The 20,858-nt window shown below is 34.3% G+C and carries 14 protein-coding genes; 13 read left to right on the forward strand and 1 reads right to left on the reverse strand.

Annotated features, from left to right (window positions below; translation table 11 throughout):
- Positions 1–7: 7 nt before the first annotated feature.
- The 11 genes from ACOQOS_RS14985 (at position 8) to purD (ending at position 13,524) form a co-directional block, all read left to right on the forward strand.
- Positions 8–1,885 carry an alginate lyase family protein gene (locus ACOQOS_RS14985; protein ID WP_420571277.1) on the forward strand — a complete coding sequence of 626 codons (1,878 nt, stop codon included), beginning with the start codon at positions 8–10 and terminating at the stop codon, positions 1,883–1,885.
- Between the two features lie 3 nt (positions 1,886–1,888).
- Positions 1,889–3,133 carry a glycosyltransferase family 4 protein gene (locus ACOQOS_RS14990; protein ID WP_420571278.1) on the forward strand — a complete coding sequence of 415 codons (1,245 nt, stop codon included), beginning with the start codon at positions 1,889–1,891 and terminating at the stop codon, positions 3,131–3,133.
- Positions 3,133–3,738: a sugar transferase gene (locus tag ACOQOS_RS14995; RefSeq protein WP_420571279.1), complete on the forward strand. Its 606-nt coding sequence runs from the start codon at positions 3,133–3,135 to the stop codon at positions 3,736–3,738. Before ACOQOS_RS14990 ends, ACOQOS_RS14995 begins: the two co-directional genes overlap by 1 nt.
- On the forward strand, positions 3,731–4,342 hold the full coding sequence (locus ACOQOS_RS15000) for an acetyltransferase (RefSeq protein WP_420571280.1): 612 nt from the start codon (positions 3,731–3,733) through the stop codon (positions 4,340–4,342). The genes ACOQOS_RS14995 and ACOQOS_RS15000 overlap by 8 nt, the downstream gene beginning before the upstream one ends.
- A gap of 2 nt (positions 4,343–4,344) precedes the next feature.
- Positions 4,345–5,478, forward strand: coding sequence for a DegT/DnrJ/EryC1/StrS family aminotransferase (locus ACOQOS_RS15005; RefSeq protein ID WP_420571281.1), 1,134 nt, complete (start codon positions 4,345–4,347; stop codon positions 5,476–5,478).
- Positions 5,479–5,658: 180 nt separating this feature from the next.
- Complete coding sequence (locus ACOQOS_RS15010; RefSeq protein ID WP_420571282.1) at positions 5,659–7,572, forward strand: polysaccharide biosynthesis protein; 1,914 nt, start codon at positions 5,659–5,661, stop codon at positions 7,570–7,572.
- A gap of 94 nt (positions 7,573–7,666) precedes the next feature.
- Positions 7,667–8,977: a UDP-glucose dehydrogenase family protein gene (locus ACOQOS_RS15015; RefSeq protein WP_420571283.1), complete on the forward strand. Its 1,311-nt coding sequence runs from the start codon at positions 7,667–7,669 to the stop codon at positions 8,975–8,977.
- 112 nt (positions 8,978–9,089) lie between these two features.
- Positions 9,090–10,076, forward strand: a complete 987-nt coding sequence (locus ACOQOS_RS15020; RefSeq protein ID WP_420571284.1) for a UDP-glucuronic acid decarboxylase family protein — start codon at positions 9,090–9,092, stop codon at positions 10,074–10,076.
- Positions 10,077–10,079: 3 nt separating this feature from the next.
- The gene (locus tag ACOQOS_RS15025; protein ID WP_420571285.1) at positions 10,080–11,483 is read left to right on the forward strand and encodes an undecaprenyl-phosphate glucose phosphotransferase; all 1,404 of its coding nucleotides are present in this window, start codon (positions 10,080–10,082) and stop codon (positions 11,481–11,483) included.
- A gap of 2 nt (positions 11,484–11,485) precedes the next feature.
- Positions 11,486–12,256 carry a glycosyltransferase family 2 protein gene (locus tag ACOQOS_RS15030; RefSeq protein WP_420571286.1) on the forward strand — a complete coding sequence of 257 codons (771 nt, stop codon included), beginning with the start codon at positions 11,486–11,488 and terminating at the stop codon, positions 12,254–12,256.
- Positions 12,253–13,524 (forward strand): phosphoribosylamine--glycine ligase, encoded by a 1,272-nt coding sequence (gene purD, locus ACOQOS_RS15035; protein WP_420571287.1) that lies wholly within the window; start codon positions 12,253–12,255, stop codon positions 13,522–13,524. Before ACOQOS_RS15030 ends, purD begins: the two co-directional genes overlap by 4 nt.
- On the opposite strand, the gene ACOQOS_RS15040 is transcribed toward purD, so the two are convergent.
- On the reverse strand, positions 13,519–13,746 hold the full coding sequence (locus ACOQOS_RS15040) for a DUF6341 family protein (protein WP_420571288.1): 228 nt from the start codon (positions 13,744–13,746) through the stop codon (positions 13,519–13,521). The genes purD and ACOQOS_RS15040 overlap by 6 nt on opposite strands.
- A 47-nt stretch (positions 13,747–13,793) precedes the next feature.
- On the opposite strand from ACOQOS_RS15040, the gene ACOQOS_RS15045 reads away from it, so the two are divergent.
- Both ACOQOS_RS15045 and ACOQOS_RS15050 read left to right on the forward strand, forming a co-directional pair.
- Complete coding sequence (locus ACOQOS_RS15045; RefSeq protein WP_420571289.1) at positions 13,794–14,711, forward strand: hypothetical protein; 918 nt, start codon at positions 13,794–13,796, stop codon at positions 14,709–14,711.
- A 315-nt stretch (positions 14,712–15,026) separates the two neighbouring features.
- Positions 15,027–20,825, forward strand: coding sequence for an SdrD B-like domain-containing protein (locus ACOQOS_RS15050; RefSeq protein ID WP_420571290.1), 5,799 nt, complete (start codon positions 15,027–15,029; stop codon positions 20,823–20,825).
- The last annotated feature ends 33 nt before the right edge of the window (positions 20,826–20,858 follow it).

Below are 20,858 nucleotides of genomic sequence, written 5' to 3' on the forward strand. Positions count from 1 at the left end.
ATAAATCATGATTCAAAAAATAAAAAGGATAGCCAATCTTATCTCAAACATGGGTTTGCGCTATCTTTTTTTTAGAATCTTTTATACGATAAAAACGAAACTTGGTTGGCAAAAAAAAGCATTTCCAAAACAACCTAAAACTTCTGAATATACAAGCTTAGAAGACTGGAGAAACAATTTACCACCATTTTTCTTTCACGGAAAAAACATTCCGAATCTACCTAAAGAAAAACAAGAAATCCTAGCAGAAACGTATCAGGAAATCCAAAAAGGAATCTTTACATTTTTCAACAAAACAAAAATAAAACTAGGTACAGAATACAACTGGTTGGTCAATCCATCTACAGGATATCGTTACAATATCAACAAGCACTGGTCAGAAGTACAAGATTTATCAAAAGAAGCAGGTGACATCAAATACGTATGGGAAAAAGCACGTTTCTCATTCCTATATGATGTAATTCGCTATGACTATCACTTCGAAGACGATCAATCAGAATACGTATTTAAAGAAATAGAAGATTTCATCACAAAAAATCCAATCAATCAAGGACCAAACTACAAATGCAGTCAGGAAGCTAGTTTGCGTGTCATGAATTGGACGTTTGCACTCTATTATTACAAAGATTCACCAAATCTTACAGAAGCATTATTCCAGAAAATAATGCACAACATTTACTGGCAAATTCATCACGTTTACCATAACATTCACTTTTCGCGAATCACAGTACGTAACAATCATGCGATTACAGAAACCTTAATGTTATACCTTTCGGCGAAACTCTTCCCGTTTTTTCCTAATGTAAACGAATGGAGTAAAAAAGGTAAAAAATGGTTTGAGCAAGAAATTGCCTATCAAATCTATGAAGATGGTACATTTTTACAGTTCTCTATGAACTATCACAGAGTTGTAATTCAACTATTAACATGGGGAATTCAACTTGCAAAATTAAATGGAGAAAAATTTGATAAAGTTGTATACGAGCGCGCGCAAAAATCACTCGATTTTTTAGATACTTGTACAGATCCACTCACTGGAAAATTACCAAACTACGGATCCAATGATGGCGCACTATTTTTCAAGCTTACCAATGACGATTACAGAGTATATCGCTCACAATTAGACGACTTACGTGCGGTATTACACGGTTATTCATACTACAATTCCAAAAGTACACTTTGGTACGGAATACAACCCAAACAGCAACAGAAACCAGAATTACCAGAAACCAATAGCTTTGGAAAAAGTGGGTATTACATTATACAAGATGGTTATACAAAAACTTTCATTCGTTGTGGTGCGTACAAAGACAGACCTTTTCAATCAGACAATTTGCATCTAGATATTTGGGCAAATGGTATCAACTACTTACGAGATACTGGTTCTTACAAATACAATGCAGAATTGGATGAGGTTAACTATTTTAATGGCGCGCAAGGTCACAATACTGTCAGTGTTGATAAAGCGGATCAAATGCAAAAAGGTGGACGATTTATCTGGTATTATTGGGTTAATAATGTAAAAGCAAGTCTAAAAAAAGACAATAACACGTATGCGTTTGAAGGTACAATCAATGCATTCAAACAGCTTGGAAATAACATACAACACACACGAAAAGTAACAAAACAACAAGGACAAAATACTTGGGAAGTTACCGATACCATTGAAAACAAAGGGAACAAAAAAATCTATCAATACTGGCATATCCATCCTGATTATGCAGATGCTGTAGAAATAACTACCATCGATGAAAATGGTAGCAAAATTGAGCCTTTAATTGAAGAAAAATGGTTTTCTGGGTACTATGGTGTAAAAGAAAAGGCAATAAGGCTTACATTTGCAAGCGAAAATAATGTGTTTAACACTACAATACGTATCAAATAACAGATGAGGATATTACTAATTCATCAGTATTTCCTAGAAAAAGGAGATGGCGGCGGATCGCGTTTTAATGAAATGACGCAAGTATGGGCAAATCAAGGTCATGAAGTGTCAGTGCTTGCAGGAATGGTACATTATACCACAGGGAAAAAAGCAGATCGATACAAAGGGAAATTCACGTACAAAGACACTCAATTCTATGACAAGGTAGATGTGGTGCGTTGTCACGTATCTGAAAGTTACAATGTGAGTTTCTTAGGAAGATTGTGGGCGTATTTTTCATTTGTATTCTCAAGTATCTATGCCGGGTTGTTCAAAACCAAAGGAAAATATGATATCATTGTAGTAACATCTCCACCATTATTTGTTGGAATTACAGCGTACATACTATCAAAACTAAAACGTGTACCATTTGTCTTTGAAATTCGAGATTTATGGCCAGAATCAGCCATTGACACAGGTGTTCTAAAAAATGGAATGATCATAAAATTTGCTTATTGGTTTGAAAAATTCATCTACAAAAGAGCAAAACTAATTAATGTATTGACGCCTGCATTTAGAGACAAACTTATTCAGGACAAAAAAGTACCTGCTGAAAAAGTAATCTTTATTCCAAATGCTGCCGATTTTACCTTGGCGGAAAAAATTCAGGAAAACTTTGATGCTGCTGCATTCAAAAAAGAACTAGAATTAAGTGACAAATTTGTCATTACCTATGTGGGCGCACATGGAGTTGCCAATCACTTAATTCAATTAGTAGAAGCAGCAGAAAAACTAACAGATACAAACATTGTATTTCAACTCATTGGCGCAGGAATGCGAAAAGAAGCGCTAATAGAAGAAGCAAAAAAACGAAACTTATCAAATATCATATTTAGAGATCCAGTATCAAAACAAGAAGTATTCAAATACATTTTGGCTTCAGATGCAGGTGCTTCTGTGCTAAAAAAAGTAGATACTTTCAAAACAATATACTCTAACAAAACGTTTGATTATATGTCGTGCAAGCGTCCAATTCTCTTAGCAATTGATGGCGTTTCACGAAAATTGGTAAACGATGCAAAATGCGGTGTTTATGTAGAACCAGAAAACATTGATGCTATCGTTAAAGGAGCCAAAGAATTAGCAAGCAAAAGTGCTGCTGAAATTCAGCAAATGGGCGCGGACGGATATGCGTATGCAAAAGCACATTTTGACAGAGATAAACTAGCAAAAGAATACACAAACAAAATTCAAGGAATTCTAAAATAATGTATCGACATTTTCTAAAAAGAGTCATTGATTTTATTCTAGCACTAATAGGTTTCATCCTATTAAGTCCTATCTTTTTCATTGTATTAATTTTATTAATGATTAATAACCAAGGAAAACCGTTTTTCTTCCAAAAGCGACCTGGAAAAGATGAAAAAATATTCAAGGTTATCAAGTTCAAAACCATGAATGACAAAAAAGGAGCTAATGGTGAATTACTTCCTGATGCAGACCGTTTAACCAAAGTTGGAATCTTTGTAAGAAAAACATCCTTAGATGAAATTCCACAATTACTCAATGTTCTCAAAGGAGACATGAGTCTTATTGGACCAAGACCATTATTGCCAGAATACTTACCTTTATACAACGAAACGCAAAAAAAACGTCACAATGTAAAACCTGGAATCACAGGTTGGGCGCAAGTCAATGGACGAAACGCTATCAGTTGGAAAAAGAAATTTGAATACGACGTATGGTATGTAGAAAACCTAAGCTTCATACTCGATATAAAAATCATATTCAAAACCATTATAAAAGTAGTGCGCTCTGAAGATATCAATACAGAAAATCAGGCAACTACGGTAAAATTTACAGGAAATGAGTAACATTTGTCTATTCGGCGCAAGCGGACATGGAAAAGTCGTCAAAGATATAGCGACAAGCACAAATACTGTGGTTGAAGCATACATTGACGACAACCCTAAAAGTGAATATCTTCACGGGATTCCTGTTGTTACTTGTGAACAAATGGCAACTTACGAAGCAAATCAATTCGTGATTAGTATTGGAAACAATAAAATCCGAAAAATTATCAGCAAAAAAATAAAAAACGATTTTGCTACACTCATTCACAAAACAGCAATCATATCACCAACAGCCAATATTGCAGAAGGAACTGTAGTCATGAATGGTACCAACATCAATGCAGATAGCAATATTGGAAAGCATGTAATTATCAATACAGCAGCTATTGTAGAGCACGATTGCAAAATTGATGATTTTGTACACATTTCACCAAATGCAACCATTACAGGAAACGTGCACATTGGCGAAGGTTCACACATTGGCGCTGGCGCAATAATAATTCCAAACATTACCATAGGAAAATGGGCAACTATTGGTGCAGGAGCTGTCATCATCAATGATGTTCCAGACTATGCTGTGGTAGTTGGAAACCCAGGGAAAATAAAAAAGTACAACAACGAATAACTATGAACTCAAGAATTTGGCTTTCATCTCCGCATATGGGCGGAAACGAATTAAAATACATTCACGAAGCATTTGATACCAATTGGATTGCTCCATTAGGACCAAACGTAACAGGATTTGAAGATGACTTAAAGCAATTTCTAAACACCCAAAAAGAAGTTGGCGCTTTAGCATCTGGAACAGCTGCAATTCATTTAGGACTTATTCTAGCAGGTGTTACCGCTGGTGATGAAGTTATTTGTCAGAGTATGACTTTTTCCGCTTCCGCGAATCCAATACTATATCAAGGAGCAACTCCGGTATTTATTGATAGTGAACCGGAAACATGGAACATGTGTCCAAACCATTTAGAAGCAGCAATAAAAGATAGAATCGCTAAAGGAAAAAAGCCAAAAGCAATTATTCCTGTACATTTATACGGAATGCCTGCTAAAATTGACGAAATAGTGGCAATTGCTAACAAATATGAAATTGCTGTCATTGAAGATGCAGCAGAATCATTAGGTTCTACTTACAAAGGAAAAAACTGTGGAACATTTGGTGAATACGCAGCCTTATCGTTTAACGGAAATAAAATAATTACAACTTCAGGTGGTGGAGCTATTGTTTGTAATGACGAAGCAGCCAAAAAGAAAGCTATTTTCTTAGCAACGCAAGCCAGAGATGATGCGCCACACTACCAACATTCGGAAATTGGATATAATTACCGAATGAGTAACATTGTTGCAGGAATTGGTAGAGGACAAATGGAAGTTTTGGATAAACACATTTCGCTTCGTAGAGATATGCAAGTGCTTTACAAAAACATCTTCAAAGATGTAAATGGTGTTACGGTATTTGAAGAGCCAAATGACAATTATTTCTCAAACCATTGGTTAAGTTGTATTACTGTAGATGAAAAAATAGCTGGGTTTTCTCGTGAAGACTTACGCTTGGCATTATGGGAAGACAACATAGAATCTAGGCCACTTTGGAAACCAATGCACTTACAGCCAATCTTCGAAAAATATGCGTATTACGGAACAAATGTCAGTGAAAACCTATTCAATAACGGACTTTGTTTGCCATCAGGTTCAAACCTAACAACACAAGAAAAAGAACGTATTACACAAGTTATAGCCGCTTTTCTAGCATAGAAACAAATAAATTAAGTAATTTGTGTCATTAAATAAAGAATCGGTTTTTTTGAGAAGATGAAGGTATTGAATTCAAGAAGCATAAAACACGCATTAAAACAAGTCTTAAAATCAAGCAAAAAACGCATTGACTTTAAGAACATAGGATATCTTCCTAGATGGCTTATATTATGTTTTGATATGTTTATTTGTTGCGTATCATTACTACTTACAAGTGCTATTGTAAACAATATTAGTATCACAGAATTAAATGAGCAAGTCACTTCAACGTTTTTAGGACTTTCTCCTAGAGATGCTTTAATTCTTATTACCAACTTACTATTCTTTATTTTCTTTAGAACGTATGCAGGACTAATTCGTCACTCTACATTTATAGATGCGATTAAATTTTTCTTAGCATCTTTAGCGACACTTATTACGCTATTAGTAGTCAACTATTCGCATCTTTTTATCAATCGTGAACCATTATTCTTAACACCAAAGTTAATTATATACTTTGTGATGTCGTTCTCGTTTCTATTACTCTTCAGAGTATTAGTAAAGCAAGTATTTGAAGCTTATTTTGATTATGCTACCAAAGAAGATCAACTCAATGTAATGATTTACGGAATTGATTCTAATGCGATTGCCATCTCTAATGCACTCAAAGTAGAACGTCCGGTACGTTACAAATTGCTAGGTTTTATTGATAAAAAAGGAAAAAATCAAAGTAAAGAAATCTTAGGATTACCTATAATTCACTTAAAAAGAAAACTCTCTGTAATCTTACGTGCACATGGAGCAAATGCCATCATACTGGCAGACAAATCCATTACACAAGAAGAACGTATCAAAATTGTAGACGAATGTCTAGAGCATAATTTCAAAGTATTTAGAGCGCCAATTGTTTCCGATATGGAAGACAAAGAAAATGTAAACTTGGCGCAACAAATTCAAAACGTTCAAATTGAAGACTTACTAGAAAGAGAACCAATAGTTTTAAACAACAAATTAATTGCCAAAGAATTGTACAATCGTAGAATTCTAGTTACTGGTGGAGCTGGTTCTATTGGAAGTGAAATTGCACGACAAGTTGCCAATTACAATCCTGAGAAACTAATAATTGTCGATCAAGCAGAAACGCCTTTGTATCAAATACAAATGGAAATCAAAGCAAACTTTCCTGAGTTAAACTTTGAAGCTGTAATTGCCGATGTTCGTGACAAAGAAAAGCTTGAAAATATTTTTGAACTCTACAAGCCACAAGTAGTGTATCATGCAGCAGCATACAAACATGTTCCACTAATGGAAGACAATCCTTCGCAAGCTATTTTTGTGAATGTGATGGGAACAAAAAATGTGGCAGATACCGCATTAAAGTACCAAACAGAAAAATTTGTATTGGTCTCTACAGACAAAGCGGTAAACCCAAGTAACGTAATGGGAGCTTCCAAGCGAATTGCAGAAATATATGTGCAAACGTTACAAGAAGCCTTCAAAAATGATAATAATTACGTAACAAACTATGTAACAACACGCTTTGGAAATGTATTAGGTTCAAACGGTTCTGTAGTACCATTATTTAAGCGTCAAATTGCAGAAGGAGGACCATTAACAATTACGCACCCTGACATCATTAGGTACTTTATGACGATTCCTGAAGCTTGCCAGCTAGTACTTGAAGCTGGAGCAATGGGACATGGTGGAGAAATTTACATATTTGATATGGGAGAAGCCGTAAAAATCATTGATTTGGCAAAGAAAATTATCAAACTAGCAGGATTTGTGCCTAACAAAGACATTGATATCAAAATCATTGGATTACGCCCTGGAGAAAAACTATACGAAGAATTACTCAACGATAAATCAACAACGTTACCAACATACAATGAAAAAATCATGATTGCACGTGCAGAAATGTATGATTATGATGAAATCAATAACAATGTTGGCGAATTAATTAAATCTGCTTCATTATTTGACAAAGTAGCAGTAGTAAAACGAATGAAAGCGATTGTTCCTGAATACAAGAGTATGAATTCTTCCTATGAAGAATTAGACAAAAAAGAAAAAGATACTACGGTAAAAAAATTACCAGGTAAAAAAGTATCATAAGGAACAAATCAAAAAATAAAAATATCAAATCAAAGAGTTTTGGTTTCCTCTAAAAATTAAAAACTCTAAAGATTGCAACAAAAAAGAAACATAAATGAAAATAACTGTTGTAGGAACAGGATATGTAGGACTCGTTACTGGAACGTGTCTAGCTGAAACAGGAAATGATGTACTTTGTGTCGATATCGACAAACATAAAGTGGAACGAATGCAAAATGGCGAAGTTCCTATCTATGAACCACATTTAGATATACTTTTTGATAGAAACATAAACGCAGGTCGTTTAAAATTTACAACTTCACTAGAAGAAGGACTTTCTCACGGACAAATTATATTTTTAGCATTACCAACTCCAGAAGATGAAGATGGATCTGCCGATTTATCATATGTATTAGGTGTTGCCGAAAATATTGGTAAAATGATGACAGAGTACAGAGTCATTGTAGATAAAAGTACGGTGCCAGTTGGAACTGCTGAAAAAGTAACGGAAGTTATTGCACAGCATGCTACAGTTGATTTTGATGTAGTATCAAATCCAGAATTTTTGCGTGAAGGATTTGCCGTAGATGATTTCTTAAAACCTGAACGTATTGTAATAGGTTCAAGTTCAGAAAAAGCAACCAAGCTTATGGAGCGTTTATACAAACCATTTGTGCGTTCTGGAAATCCAATACTTATCATGGATGAAAAGTCAGCAGAATTGACAAAATACGCCTCTAATTCGTTTTTAGCAGCAAAGATTACATTCATGAATGAAATTGCAAATTTTTGTGAAAAAGTAGGCGCAGATGTTGATAAAGTTCGTATCGGAATGGGAACTGATTCTCGTATTGGAAAACGTTTCCTATTTCCAGGAATTGGATATGGAGGTTCTTGTTTCCCTAAAGATGTAAAAGCATTGCACAAATCAGGGAAAGACAATCACTATAACTTCCAAATTTTAGATGCAGTTATTAATGTAAATGATAAACAAAAAACGGCGTTAATTCCAAAAGTAGTCAGCCATTTAGGAGAAGATTTATCTGGAAAAACAATTGCCTTATGGGGATTAGCTTTCAAACCAGAAACAGACGACATTCGTGAAGCCCCATCTTTATACATTATTGATGAATTATTAGCTAGAGGAGCAAAACTAAAAGCATTTGATCCTGAAGCGATGGATAATGTAAAAGCGAAATTGGGTGATAAACTAGAATATGCAGACAGTATGTACGATGCTATTACAAATGTAGATGCTTTAATTATCTGTACAGAATGGAGTATTTTTAGAACACCAAATTTCCAAAAACTAAGAGAACACTTAAATCAGCCAGTCATTTTTGACGGTAGAAACTTATATGATGTAACGGAAATGGAAAGAGAAGGATTTACCTATTTTTCTATTGGACGAAAAGAAGTTTTATAATTACAAACGAACCAACAACCACAATGAAATGAGCCATTACAAATCTTGATGCAAACAAGATAATTATTGGCGAATTCCATCTGATAGGTGAAAAAGAATAAAAAATAAACAGATGAAACGAATTCTAATCACGGGAGCAGCAGGATTCATAGGATCGCACCTATGCGATCGATTTATCAATGAAGGATATCACGTTATTGGAATGGATAATCTTATCACAGGAGACATTCGTAACATTGAGCATTTATTTCATCTAAAAGAATTTCAGTTTTACCATCACGATGTGACAAAATTTGTACATGTTCCAGGGAAACTAGATTATATTTTACATTTTGCTTCACCAGCAAGTCCTATTGATTATTTAAAAATTCCGATTCAAACCTTAAAAGTAGGTTCACTAGGAACACATAATTTATTAGGATTAGCTAAAGAAAAGAAAGCGCGTATTTTAATAGCTTCTACTTCGGAAGTTTATGGAGATCCGTTAGTACATCCACAACATGAAGAATACTACGGAAATGTAAATACTATTGGTCCACGTGGCGTATATGATGAAGCCAAACGATTCCAAGAATCAATTACCATGGCATATCATCGTTTTCACGGATTAGAAACACGAATTGTGCGTATATTTAATACCTACGGACCGCGTATGCGACTCAATGATGGACGTGTAATTCCAGCTTTTATTGGGCAAGCTTTACGTGGTGAAGATTTAACGGTTTTTGGTGATGGAAAACAAACGCGTTCTTTCTGCTATATTACCGATCAAGTAGAAGGAATTTTTAGATTATTAATGAGTGATTATGTAGAGCCAATCAACATTGGAAATCCGCATGAAATCACCATTAGAGATTTTGCAGAAGAAATCATCAAACTTACGGGAACAACGCAAAAAGTAATTTATAAAGAATTACCTGTAGACGATCCGTTACAGCGAAAACCAGACATTCGCAAAGCAAAAGAAATTCTAAATTGGGAGCCAAAAATAGATCGTACTGAAGGAATGCGAAGAACTTACGAATATTTTAAATCATTACCAGAAAAAGAGCTTTTCAAAAAAGAACACAAAGATTTTTCAACCTATACAAGAATGTAATTCATGCACATAAGAGGAAGATATTCGTGGCTCTTGCGACCATTTTTTGTGGTGTTCGACTTGTGCGTCATCAATATTCTTGTCTTTTTCTTTTTCAACTTTAACGATCAAGACTTATATTTTTTTGATTCCAGTTTTTGGAATAACAAACACTTATTATTTATCATATATACGGTGATTTTTTGGCCGTTATCTTCTTTCTTTTTAAAATTTTATAACGTTTACCGATTTACATCAGTACCACATATTTTATCGTTACTCATTAAACAATTATTGGCGTATACGCTGATTATGTATGCGTTTATTGGAATTTTTAGAAGTATTAATGTCTCTGCATTTGTTACGTTTAAATACCTAATGCTTAGCTTCGGAATTATAGGGTTGGGTAAAATAATTGGGTATTATGGTCTAAAAAAATACCGTGCCGTATTAGATGGAAATATTCGTAGAGTAATCATTATTGGAGCAAGTGCTGGCGCACAAGAATTAGAACGTTTATTCAGAAACAACAAAGAACTTGGATATAAAATACTTGGTATTTTTAGCGATAAAAGGCAAGATGCTTCTGGAACAATAGATGAAAGTTTTGACTTTATAGAAAAGGAGCAAGGTATTGACGAAATTTACTGTACCATTGACGAACTCTCAGAAAAACACGTTAACGATTATGTGAAATATGCAAGTATGAACATGATCAACATTAAATTTATTCCAAACACAAAAAAGTTAATTACCAAACGACTCAAAACAGATTATTATAACTATTTACCTGTATTATCTATTCAAGAAATAGCACTCAATAACAACTTAAATAGATTTATAAAACGAGCATTTGATGTAGCGTTTTCGTTGCTTATCATCATTTTTATTCTGTCTTGGTTAATTCCGTTAATGGCAATATTAATCAAGCTTGAATCGAAAGGACCTGTATTTTACAAGCATATTCGTAATGGAATCAATTACAAAGAATTTACATGCTACAAATTCCGTTCACTAGCGCACAATAACAATGATGGTTATGAACATGTAAAAGAACAAGATTCACGCGTCACAAAAATTGGTCGTTTTATTCGAAAAACCAGTATTGACGAATTACCACAATTTTTCAATGTTTTAAAAGGCGATATGTCTGTTGTAGGACCAAGACCACATATGATTCCGTACACAAAAGAGTACGCAAAAAAGATTGATAAATACAACTTTGTATTCCGCCATAGTGTAAAACCTGGAATTTCTGGTTTGGCACAGGTGAAAGGATATCGTGGTGAAATAAAAAATGATGAAGACATTATAAATCGAATTAAATACGACATCTTTTACATTGAAAACTGGTCGTTATTTTTGGACATAAAAATTATCTTTGAAACGATTGTTAACATTCTCAGAGGAGAAAAAAATGCATACTAATCATGCGTGAACTGTTAGTTTCTGTCATTACACCTACATACAATGCACAATCGTTTATTGCGGAAACTATTGATTCTGTCAGAGCGCAATCGTATACAAACTGGGAAATGATTATTGTAGACGATGCTTCTTCAGACAAAACCGTAGAAATCTTAAATCAATACGCAGCTATAGACGATCGTATCAAAGTTCATCTATTACAAACCAATTCTGGCGCAGCCATCGCACGAAATTCAGCCATAAAAAAAGCTTCAGGAAGTTATATTGCATTTTTAGATGCAGATGATTTGTGGAAACCGGAAAAACTCACCAAGCAACTCGCATTCATGCAAGAAAAAAACATTGCGGTTAGTTTTTCAAGCTATGAATTGATGGATGAAGACGGAAAATCATTAGGAAAAATGGTAAAAGCCTTGCCAAAAGTAGATTTTTCCAAAATGCTCAAAAGTAATTATGTCGGAAACCTTACGGGAATATACAATGCGCAACAATTAGGAAAAGTCTATATGCCAAATATTCGTAAACGTCAAGATTGGGCATTATGGCTTACACTGATCAAAAAAGTAGGTTATGCCTACAGTTTAGAAGAACCTTTAGCGAAATATCGTGTGCGGGAAAATTCAATTTCGTCTAATAAACTAAATTTATTAAAATACAATTATACTATTTACAGAAAGGCGCTTAAATTTGGGGCTTTCAAATCGAGCTTATATTTGCTGCGATTTTTAATAGAACATTTCTTTATAAAACCACAACAAACAACACAACTATGAACATTCTTGTTTTAGGATCAGGAGGAAGAGAACACACATTTGCTTGGAAACTAGCACAAAGTCCAAAACTAACAAAGCTATTTGTAGCACCTGGAAATGCAGGAACGGCAGCAATTGCACAAAACGTAGCAATGAATGTGAACGATTTTGAAGCAATTGGTAAGTTTTCTGTCGAAAACAATATTGACATGGTTGTTGTAGGACCAGAAGATCCTTTGGTAAAAGGAATTCATGATTATTTCTTAAATGATGATGCTTTGCGCAAAATTCATGTCATTGGTCCGCAAACTGCTGCTGCCGAATTGGAAGGAAGTAAAGAATTTGCCAAAAAATTTATGATGCGTCATCATATTCCAACTGCAGCGTATGAGAGTTTTACAAAAGATACAGTAGAAGCAGGTTGCGAATTTTTAACTACGCTAAAAGCACCTTATGTACTAAAAGCAGATGGTTTAGCGGCAGGAAAAGGAGTTTTAATCATCAATGATTTACAAGAAGCGCAGGATGCGCTGCGTGAAATGTTGGTAGATGCTAAATTTGGAGATGCAAGTACAAAAGTTGTCATTGAAGAATTTTTAGACGGAATCGAGTTAAGTTGTTTTGTGTTAACAGATGGGAAAAACTATGTAACACTTCCAACGGCTAAAGATTACAAGCGAATTGGAGAAGGAGATACAGGATTAAATACTGGAGGAATGGGCGCTATATCGCCAGTACCTTTTGCAGATGCAGCATTCATGGAAAAAATTGAATCACGCATCATCAAACCTACTATTGAAGGTTTTCAAAAAGATAACTTACCATACAAAGGTTTTGTCTTTATTGGATTGATAAAAGTTGGTAACGATCCGTTTGTTATAGAATATAATGTGCGAATGGGAGATCCAGAGACAGAAGTAGTTATTCCTCGATTAGAAAATGATTTAGTAGCTATATTTGAAGCTGTAGGTAATCAAACCTTAAATAATATTACATTAAAAGTAAAACAAGAAGCGGCTACTACAATAATGGTTGTTTCTGGTGGATATCCGGAAGCTTATGAAAAAGGAAAAGAAATCACGGGTGTAGACACCATAGACGATTCTATCGTATTTCATGCAGGAACAAAACTAGAAGGAGAAAAAGTATTGACAAACGGAGGAAGAGTGATCGCTATCACATCACATGCAGCTACTTATGAAGATGCCATAAAAAAATCTTATCAAAATATAAACAAGTTACATTTTGATAAGATGTATTATAGAAAAGATATCGGCTTTGACTTATAAATAAGAATGAGCCGTAACTTCTTTGCTTTCTTCGTTATTGTCGTTGAATTTCTTTAACTGCATTACCCAGTAAACCATAGCAACGGCTCCAATAATCATAAAGAGCCAATTGATCGTATTTGCTGCAAACCAGCTTTCTAATTCTAATTCACGCATTGAGTCAAAAGGAGCAAATAATACACCTTCAAACAAGTAAGCGATTCCTTCAAAAAAATCTTTCATCGATAAATCATTATTATATTTACACTACAAAAATATAAAAACCTAAAATGATAACAAGCGTTTTTGGCAAATCAAAACCAATAAATTTTATTTTATGCACTGCAATAACGCTAGTGTATTTTGTAACATACTTATTTTCAAGTAATAAGGTGTTTGGTTTAGAAATGTTCTCCTTAGAAATTCCAGTAGTGCTTTTACTATTATTTTCCCTATTTATGGTAAATTTCATTGTAAAAAAGAACGAACTCACACAACAAAACGATTATGCGCTTCTATTGGTTGCTATTTTTATAGGTTTATTTCCTACTATTTTTGAGCATATCAAAATTGTATGTATTCATGTTTTAGTGTTATTATCTTTTAGAAGAATCATTAGTTTGCGAACTCTTAACAGTGTAAAACAAAAACTTTTTGATGCATCCTTATATATAAGTTTGGCAATACTGTTTGATTCTTGGATGATTCTGTTTTTAGGAATCATATATATAGGAATCTTGATATATGTTTCTAGTGATTATAGAAATTGGTTAGTTCCATTGGTTAGCTTTACAATGGTATTATTTTTATCGTTAGTCTACATCTATCTTACAAAACAAGACATTCTTACAAATCCTTTATTTCAGTTTGATATAAAAATTAATTATTCTTTGTCAAACTATAGAAGAATTTCATTACATATCTTCATTACACTTCTTTTTTGCATAAATTTTGTAATATTTTTTCTAAAATTTAAAACGTATTCTTCTCAAAAAAAGATTTCTTTTTTACTAACTAAAGTGCTGTTTTTTATTGGGGTTACCTACGTTTTATTCGCTAAAAATACAACTCATGATACAGAGATTTTACTCTTATTTCCAGTAGCTATTTTAATGGCAAATCTTCTAGAAAATATTGAAAATAAAAGGATAAGCGATATTTTAATAGTATTACTAATGATTGTTAGTTTTATCTTCAATATTTATTAAAAATAAACTCAAAAACCGTAAATACAAGAACGTTTTTACTTACATATATGTAGTACTATTATTACATAAAGTGCTTTTTCTCGATTTTAATGACGTTTTATCTAAAAGAAAACCCGTTGTCTGTTTATTAAAAGAATTCCAAATATTTTTGTGTTCGAGAATTAAGCCGCTCACCCCAAACTTATTATTAATTAAAATCTATTTGTGTATTTGGATACATATAATAGTTAACTAAACAGCAAATCAATGAAGACTAAAATTACTCTTTTGGTCCTAACTGCCTTATTAGGACTGACGAATGTTTTCGCGAATTCGATGCCCTCGAGCGAAAATGTTGTCGAGAATGAAATCATGACCACTGGTGATAATTCAATTATCATTTCAGCAGGGAAAAGAATCTACACACTCGACATGAACACGTACCAAGCTACGTTGTTGGCAACATCACCTTATGTAAACGAAATTAACTCTATCGCAAGTGATGCCACTTCGGGATGGATTTTTTACGTTTCTAACCATATTTCTAGGTACAACTGGACTATTTATGGTTACAATGTGTACACAAACACACACAAAAACTTTGGATCAGTTAGACATTTCTTTACTAGTACTGGTCATGCTTACTCATCTAGAGGTTTAGCTTCTGGAGGAGCAACTTTCTACAACGGGAAACTATATTTCGCAATGGAATATCCTGTGTATTGTTCTTACTACTACAGAGGTACTGGAAGATCATCAGGAAGAGGAACTTCATCTACTGGTCAAAATCTTAAAGATGAATTATCGGACAATCAAAGAGCGGCAGGAACAGGGTCAGCTGGATCAACGATGATTACTAGAAACGCATCTAGAAGAAGCGCTTCAACTGGAAGAATAGCAAACAGAGAAGAAGAACAAGATACAAGAGATAACGGAAGAGATGGAAATGGAGAATCTCCAGAAGATTTCGTTATTGTTGAAGCTGAAGAGGCTAATCAAATGAACGAGAACGTTAGTGATTACCTTCCTGAAGAAGAATTACCAGCAGAGACAGAAGCAACTTCTGATGACAACTTGCAAAGAAGATCATCTAGAAGTGCTAGAGGTTCTAAAGGTGGAGGTACTCAGAAGTCATCTTACTACCACAGTACATACAACAACAACATGTACTTATTAGAAATTTCTTTTAATGGATTATCTGATGCTACAGGACAAACAACGTCTGTTGCAAACGGAACACCTGTATATGACAACTGGTGGTACTCTAGTTTCCTTTACAAAGGAGAACTTGGAGATATCGTAGTTGGAGATAACGGCCAGATGTACGCTGCTACATCTTACCAAGTACAAGCATACAACTTCAACAATAACACATATGACTGGGCTAACAATGAAGATGTTTATGCACAAATGGCAAAAGATAAGCACAGCAATCTTCAATTATTGAAGAATAAAATAACATACACTACATATTACTATCACGGTTGTCCACAAAATGTGTATACAACTAAAAGTTATGTACAGTCGTATACAGCACCTTCTCATTTAAGAACTTACAACAACATTCAATTAGGATCATTAAATGAAATTACAGGAATGGATCCTCATGATGTAGGTAAAATTACTGATGCATCAGATTATGTAAACCTTACACCACCTGTATCTTACAAAGTAAAAGGTACTGTATATGATGATAATGACGAAGACGGAAACTTTAATAGTTCAGTTGACGGAAGATTACAAGGTGTTTTGGTAACATTATATGCTGATAATAACGCTGATGGATTGTTAGATTCAGGAGATACAGTAATTGATACAAGAAATACAAGCTCAACTGGATGGTATTCTTTCCCAGATGTTCAAGTTGCTAAAACAATAGTAGCTGTAACTAAGCCAGCTGATACAAATACAGCAACATTTACATCAACAAGTCCAGAAGTTGTAGCTATTACAGGTTCAACAGATGATGTACGTGTTAATTTTGGAATCAACGAACAACAAATTCTTGTAAACTACGATGTTTTTGGAACTGTATTCGATGATAATAATGAAAATGCAACATTAGAAAATGGTGAAGCAGGATTAAACAATGTAACATTAACATTATACAATGACACAAACGCTGACGGAGTATTAGATACTAATGATACAGTAATCGCAACAACTACTTCAGGAGTAGACGGAACATATAGCTTCTTACATGTATGCATTCAAAATACAATAGTAGCAGTAACAGTACCAACTAATACAGGGACTTTTACATATACTCTTACTACACCAGGAACACAAGCAATCAACGAAATCAACAATGACGTAACTGGACTTGACTTCGGAATTAACGAAGAGCAAGTAGTTGATTATACAATCTCAGGAAATGTATACGATGATAATGACGAAAGTGGAGCACAAGATGCTGGAGAAGATGACTTAGATGCTATCACGGTAACATTATATGCTGATAACAATGCTAACGGAACTGTTGATGCTGGAGATACTGCAATTTCAACTGCTGTAACAGGAGTTGATGGAGCGTATAGCTTTGCAAACGTAACTGCACCAAACACAGTAGTAGCAGTAACAGTACCATCAAACACAGTAGACTTTACATATACATTAACAACTGCAGGAGAAGTGAACACAAGTTCAACAACTACTGATGTACCTAATGTAAACTTCGGAATTAACGAAGTACAAGTTATCGATTACAATATCTCAGGAACTGTATTCGATGATGACAATGCTAATGGAGTAAATGATACTGAAGCTGGATTAGATGCTGTTACAGTAACATTATATACTGATAACAACAATGATGGAACTGTTGATGGAGGTGATACAGTAATCACAAGTACTACAACAGGAGTTGATGGAACATATAGTTTTGCAAACGTAACTGTGCCAAACACATTAGTAGGAGTAACAGTGCCATCAAATACAGCAAACTTTACATATACATTAACAACTGCAGGAGCAATCAATACAAGTTCAACTATTACTGATATAACTGGAGCTGATTTTGGAGTTAACCAAGAACAAATTATCAACTACAACATCTCAGGAACTGTATTCGATGATGATAACGAAAATGGAACAAACGATAGTGAAGCTGGATTAAACGGAATCACAGTAACATTATACGCTGATAACAATGCTGATGGAAACTTAGACGTAGCAGATACTAATATTGGATCTACTACAACTGGTGTTAACGGAGCATATAGTTTCTCAAGTATTACAACTGAAAATGTATTGGCTGTTGTATCAACACCAGGAAACACTGCAACATTTACATATGTATTAACAACTTCTAACACACAAGCGGTTAGTTCATTAATTACTGATGTAAATGGATTAGATTTCGGAATCAACGAAAACTTAGTTATTGATTACAATATCTCAGGAACTGTATTTGATGATGATAACGCAAACGGAACAAATGATACTGAAGCTGGTTTAGACGCAATAACAGTTAAATTATATGCTGATAACGATGAAAGTGGAACTTTAACTGCTGGAGACGGACTATTAGAAATTACTTCAACAGATGTAAACGGAGACTATAGCTTTACAAATGTATCAACACAATTTACATTAGTAGGTGTAGAAGTGCCAACAAACACTCCAGACTTTACATATACAGCTACAACAGCTACAAAATTAGGAGTAAGCTCTACAATCAGTGATGTAAATGATCAAGATTTTGGAATCAACAAAGTACAAATCATTAATTACAATATCTCAGGAACTGTATTTGATGACGATAACGAAAATGGTTCAATTGATTCAACTGAAGCAGGAAGATTAGAAAATGTTACATTAACATTATATGCTGATAACGATAACAACGGAAGAGTAGGATCTGGAGACACAGTAATCTCTACAACAACTTCTGCTATCGACGGAACATATAGCTTCTCAGCTGTAACTGTTCAAAATACATTAGTTGAAGTAACTGTACCAGCTGATACAGCAACATTCACATATGTATTAACAACTTCTACAGCAATCAATACTAGCTCAACAATTACAAATGTAACTGGAGCTGATTTTGGAGTCAACCAAGAAGAAGTAATCTTATACAACATCTCAGGAACTGTATTTGATGATGATAATGGAAGTGGAGTAAGAGATATGGGCGAAGGATTTATCGGAGCAGCAACACTTACTTTATATGCAGACAACAATAACGACGGAATCTTAGATTCTGGAGATACAGTAATTGGTACTACTACTACAAGTACAATGTCTGGAAACTATAACTTTACAGGAGTAACAGTAGGAAACACAATAGTTTCGGTAGCTGTACCAGGAAACACTGCAACATTTACTTATGCATTAACAACTGCAGGAGATCAAGCAGTAAGTTCTGTTAATACTGATGTAAACAATGTAAACTTTGGAATCGATAGAGTTCAAGTTATCAACTACAACATCTCAGGAACTGTATTTGATGATGATAACGAAAATGGTTCAATTGATTCAACTGAAGCAGGAAGATTAGCAAATATTACATTAACACTATATGCTGATAACGATAACAACGGAAGAGTAGGGTCTGGAGATACAATTATCACTACTACAACTTCTGCTATGGACGGAACGTATGGCTTTGCAGGTGTAACTGTTGAGAACACAATCGTAGTTGTTTCAGTACCAGCTGACGATAGTAACTTCAGCTACACATTAACAACATCTGAAAGAAAAGTAACAAGCTCAACAATTATAGATGTAAATGGAGCTGATTTTGGAATTAACCAACAAAGTACTTCATACACAATCTCAGGAAATGTGTTTAATGACTTAAACTCTGACGGTGACAGCACTTCTGATAGAGGATTATCAGGTGTAACGATTAGATTATTTGCTGATGCAAACCAAAATGGACGAGTTGATAGAGGTGAAGCAGTAATTGCTACAACAACTTCAGATAGAAATGGTAACTACCAATTCCCTGGATTAACTGAAATAGATGTAATAGTTCAAGTAATAGTGCCAGCTAACACTACACAATTCCAATACACAGCTACAACTGCAGTAAATGTTCCTGTAAATTCAGGTGCAAATACAACAGTAGACTTCGGAATCAATAGAGCTTTAGTAATACTATACGACATAAGTGGTGATGTTTGGGATGATGACAATGCTGACCAAATGAAAGATACTAACGAATTAAGATTAGAAGGTATCGGTATGACACTTTACAATGATGTAAATGCAAATGGTGTTATTGACGGAAGTGATATTGCATTAAGCACAATCACAACTAATCAAAATGGATTCTATGAGTTTACAAACATCAACTTAGCAAATGTAATTATTGCACCAACAGTACCATCAAACGGAACACTTACTACACCAGGAATAAGAGCTATTTCTAGTGTAAATACAAACGTAATTGATGTAGACTTCGGTATTGATATCGCATCTACTTTATACCAAGTAACTGGAGTAGTATTTGATGATGACAATGAAAATGGTATCGCTGATCCAGGAGAAGGTTCTCTTGACGGATTAGCAGTAGAAATCTATGCAGATACTGATGGTTCAGGAACATTTGATGCTAACCTAGATGCATTAGTAGCATTTACACAAACATCAAACGGAGGATTCGGATTCTTAGATCCAAACTACTTAGTTGATAATGTACCACAAGGATTAGTATTCGTAGTAGTTGTAATTCCTGATGATATTCCACCATTTGAGTCATGGACTGCAACATTCGATCCAGATACTGGAACAGCAAACCCTGACGGAGTATTCCCAACAATTATGACAGCTTCTTTAACAGGAGTAAACTTCGGAGTAAACTACAGAAACTTAAACTCTACAGCTAGAATGGCTGAAGCAGAAAGCACAATGATTACAAATGAAAGTGCTCCAGAAGATGTATCTGAAAGATTAAGATTATATCCAAACCCAACTGTAAACAATTTCGTTGTTGGAAATGCAGATCAGTTTGATGGAGAAGTAACTGTTGAAATATACAATGACAGAGGTTACAGAGTAATGTCTACTACAGAAAGTCCTATTAGAGGAGAAATCAAAGTAGATGTTCAAAGATTATCACCTGGAATGTACTATGTTAAACTAGCATCAAGAAATGCAGTTGCAAACAAGAAGATTATTAAAAAATAATTAATAGCATACCCTATAACCTTGAGAAAAGCC

This window comes from Kordia sp. (assembly GCF_965224175.1).
Taxonomy (GTDB): domain Bacteria; phylum Bacteroidota; class Bacteroidia; order Flavobacteriales; family Flavobacteriaceae; genus Kordia.

Coding starts and splice junctions, on each gene's coding strand:
- ACOQOS_RS14990 (WP_420571278.1), top strand. CDS start 1,889: ATGAGGATATTACTAATTCATCAGTATTTCCTAGAAAAAGGAGATGGC.
- ACOQOS_RS15015 (WP_420571283.1), top strand. CDS start 7,667: ATGAAAATAACTGTTGTAGGAACAGGATATGTAGGACTCGTTACTGGA.
- ACOQOS_RS15050 (WP_420571290.1), top strand. CDS start 15,027: ATGCCCTCGAGCGAAAATGTTGTCGAGAATGAAATCATGACCACTGGT.
- ACOQOS_RS15000 (WP_420571280.1), top strand. CDS start 3,731: ATGAGTAACATTTGTCTATTCGGCGCAAGCGGACATGGAAAAGTCGTC.
- ACOQOS_RS15010 (WP_420571282.1), top strand. CDS start 5,659: ATGTTTATTTGTTGCGTATCATTACTACTTACAAGTGCTATTGTAAAC.
- ACOQOS_RS14985 (WP_420571277.1), top strand. CDS start 8: ATGATTCAAAAAATAAAAAGGATAGCCAATCTTATCTCAAACATGGGT.
- purD (WP_420571287.1), top strand. CDS start 12,253: ATGAACATTCTTGTTTTAGGATCAGGAGGAAGAGAACACACATTTGCT.
- ACOQOS_RS15030 (WP_420571286.1), top strand. CDS start 11,486: ATGCGTGAACTGTTAGTTTCTGTCATTACACCTACATACAATGCACAA.
- ACOQOS_RS15005 (WP_420571281.1), top strand. CDS start 4,345: ATGAACTCAAGAATTTGGCTTTCATCTCCGCATATGGGCGGAAACGAA.
- ACOQOS_RS14995 (WP_420571279.1), top strand. CDS start 3,133: ATGTATCGACATTTTCTAAAAAGAGTCATTGATTTTATTCTAGCACTA.
- ACOQOS_RS15045 (WP_420571289.1), top strand. CDS start 13,794: ATGATAACAAGCGTTTTTGGCAAATCAAAACCAATAAATTTTATTTTA.
- ACOQOS_RS15040 (WP_420571288.1), bottom strand. CDS start 13,746: ATGAAAGATTTTTTTGAAGGAATCGCTTACTTGTTTGAAGGTGTATTA.
- ACOQOS_RS15020 (WP_420571284.1), top strand. CDS start 9,090: ATGAAACGAATTCTAATCACGGGAGCAGCAGGATTCATAGGATCGCAC.
- ACOQOS_RS15025 (WP_420571285.1), top strand. CDS start 10,080: ATGCACATAAGAGGAAGATATTCGTGGCTCTTGCGACCATTTTTTGTG.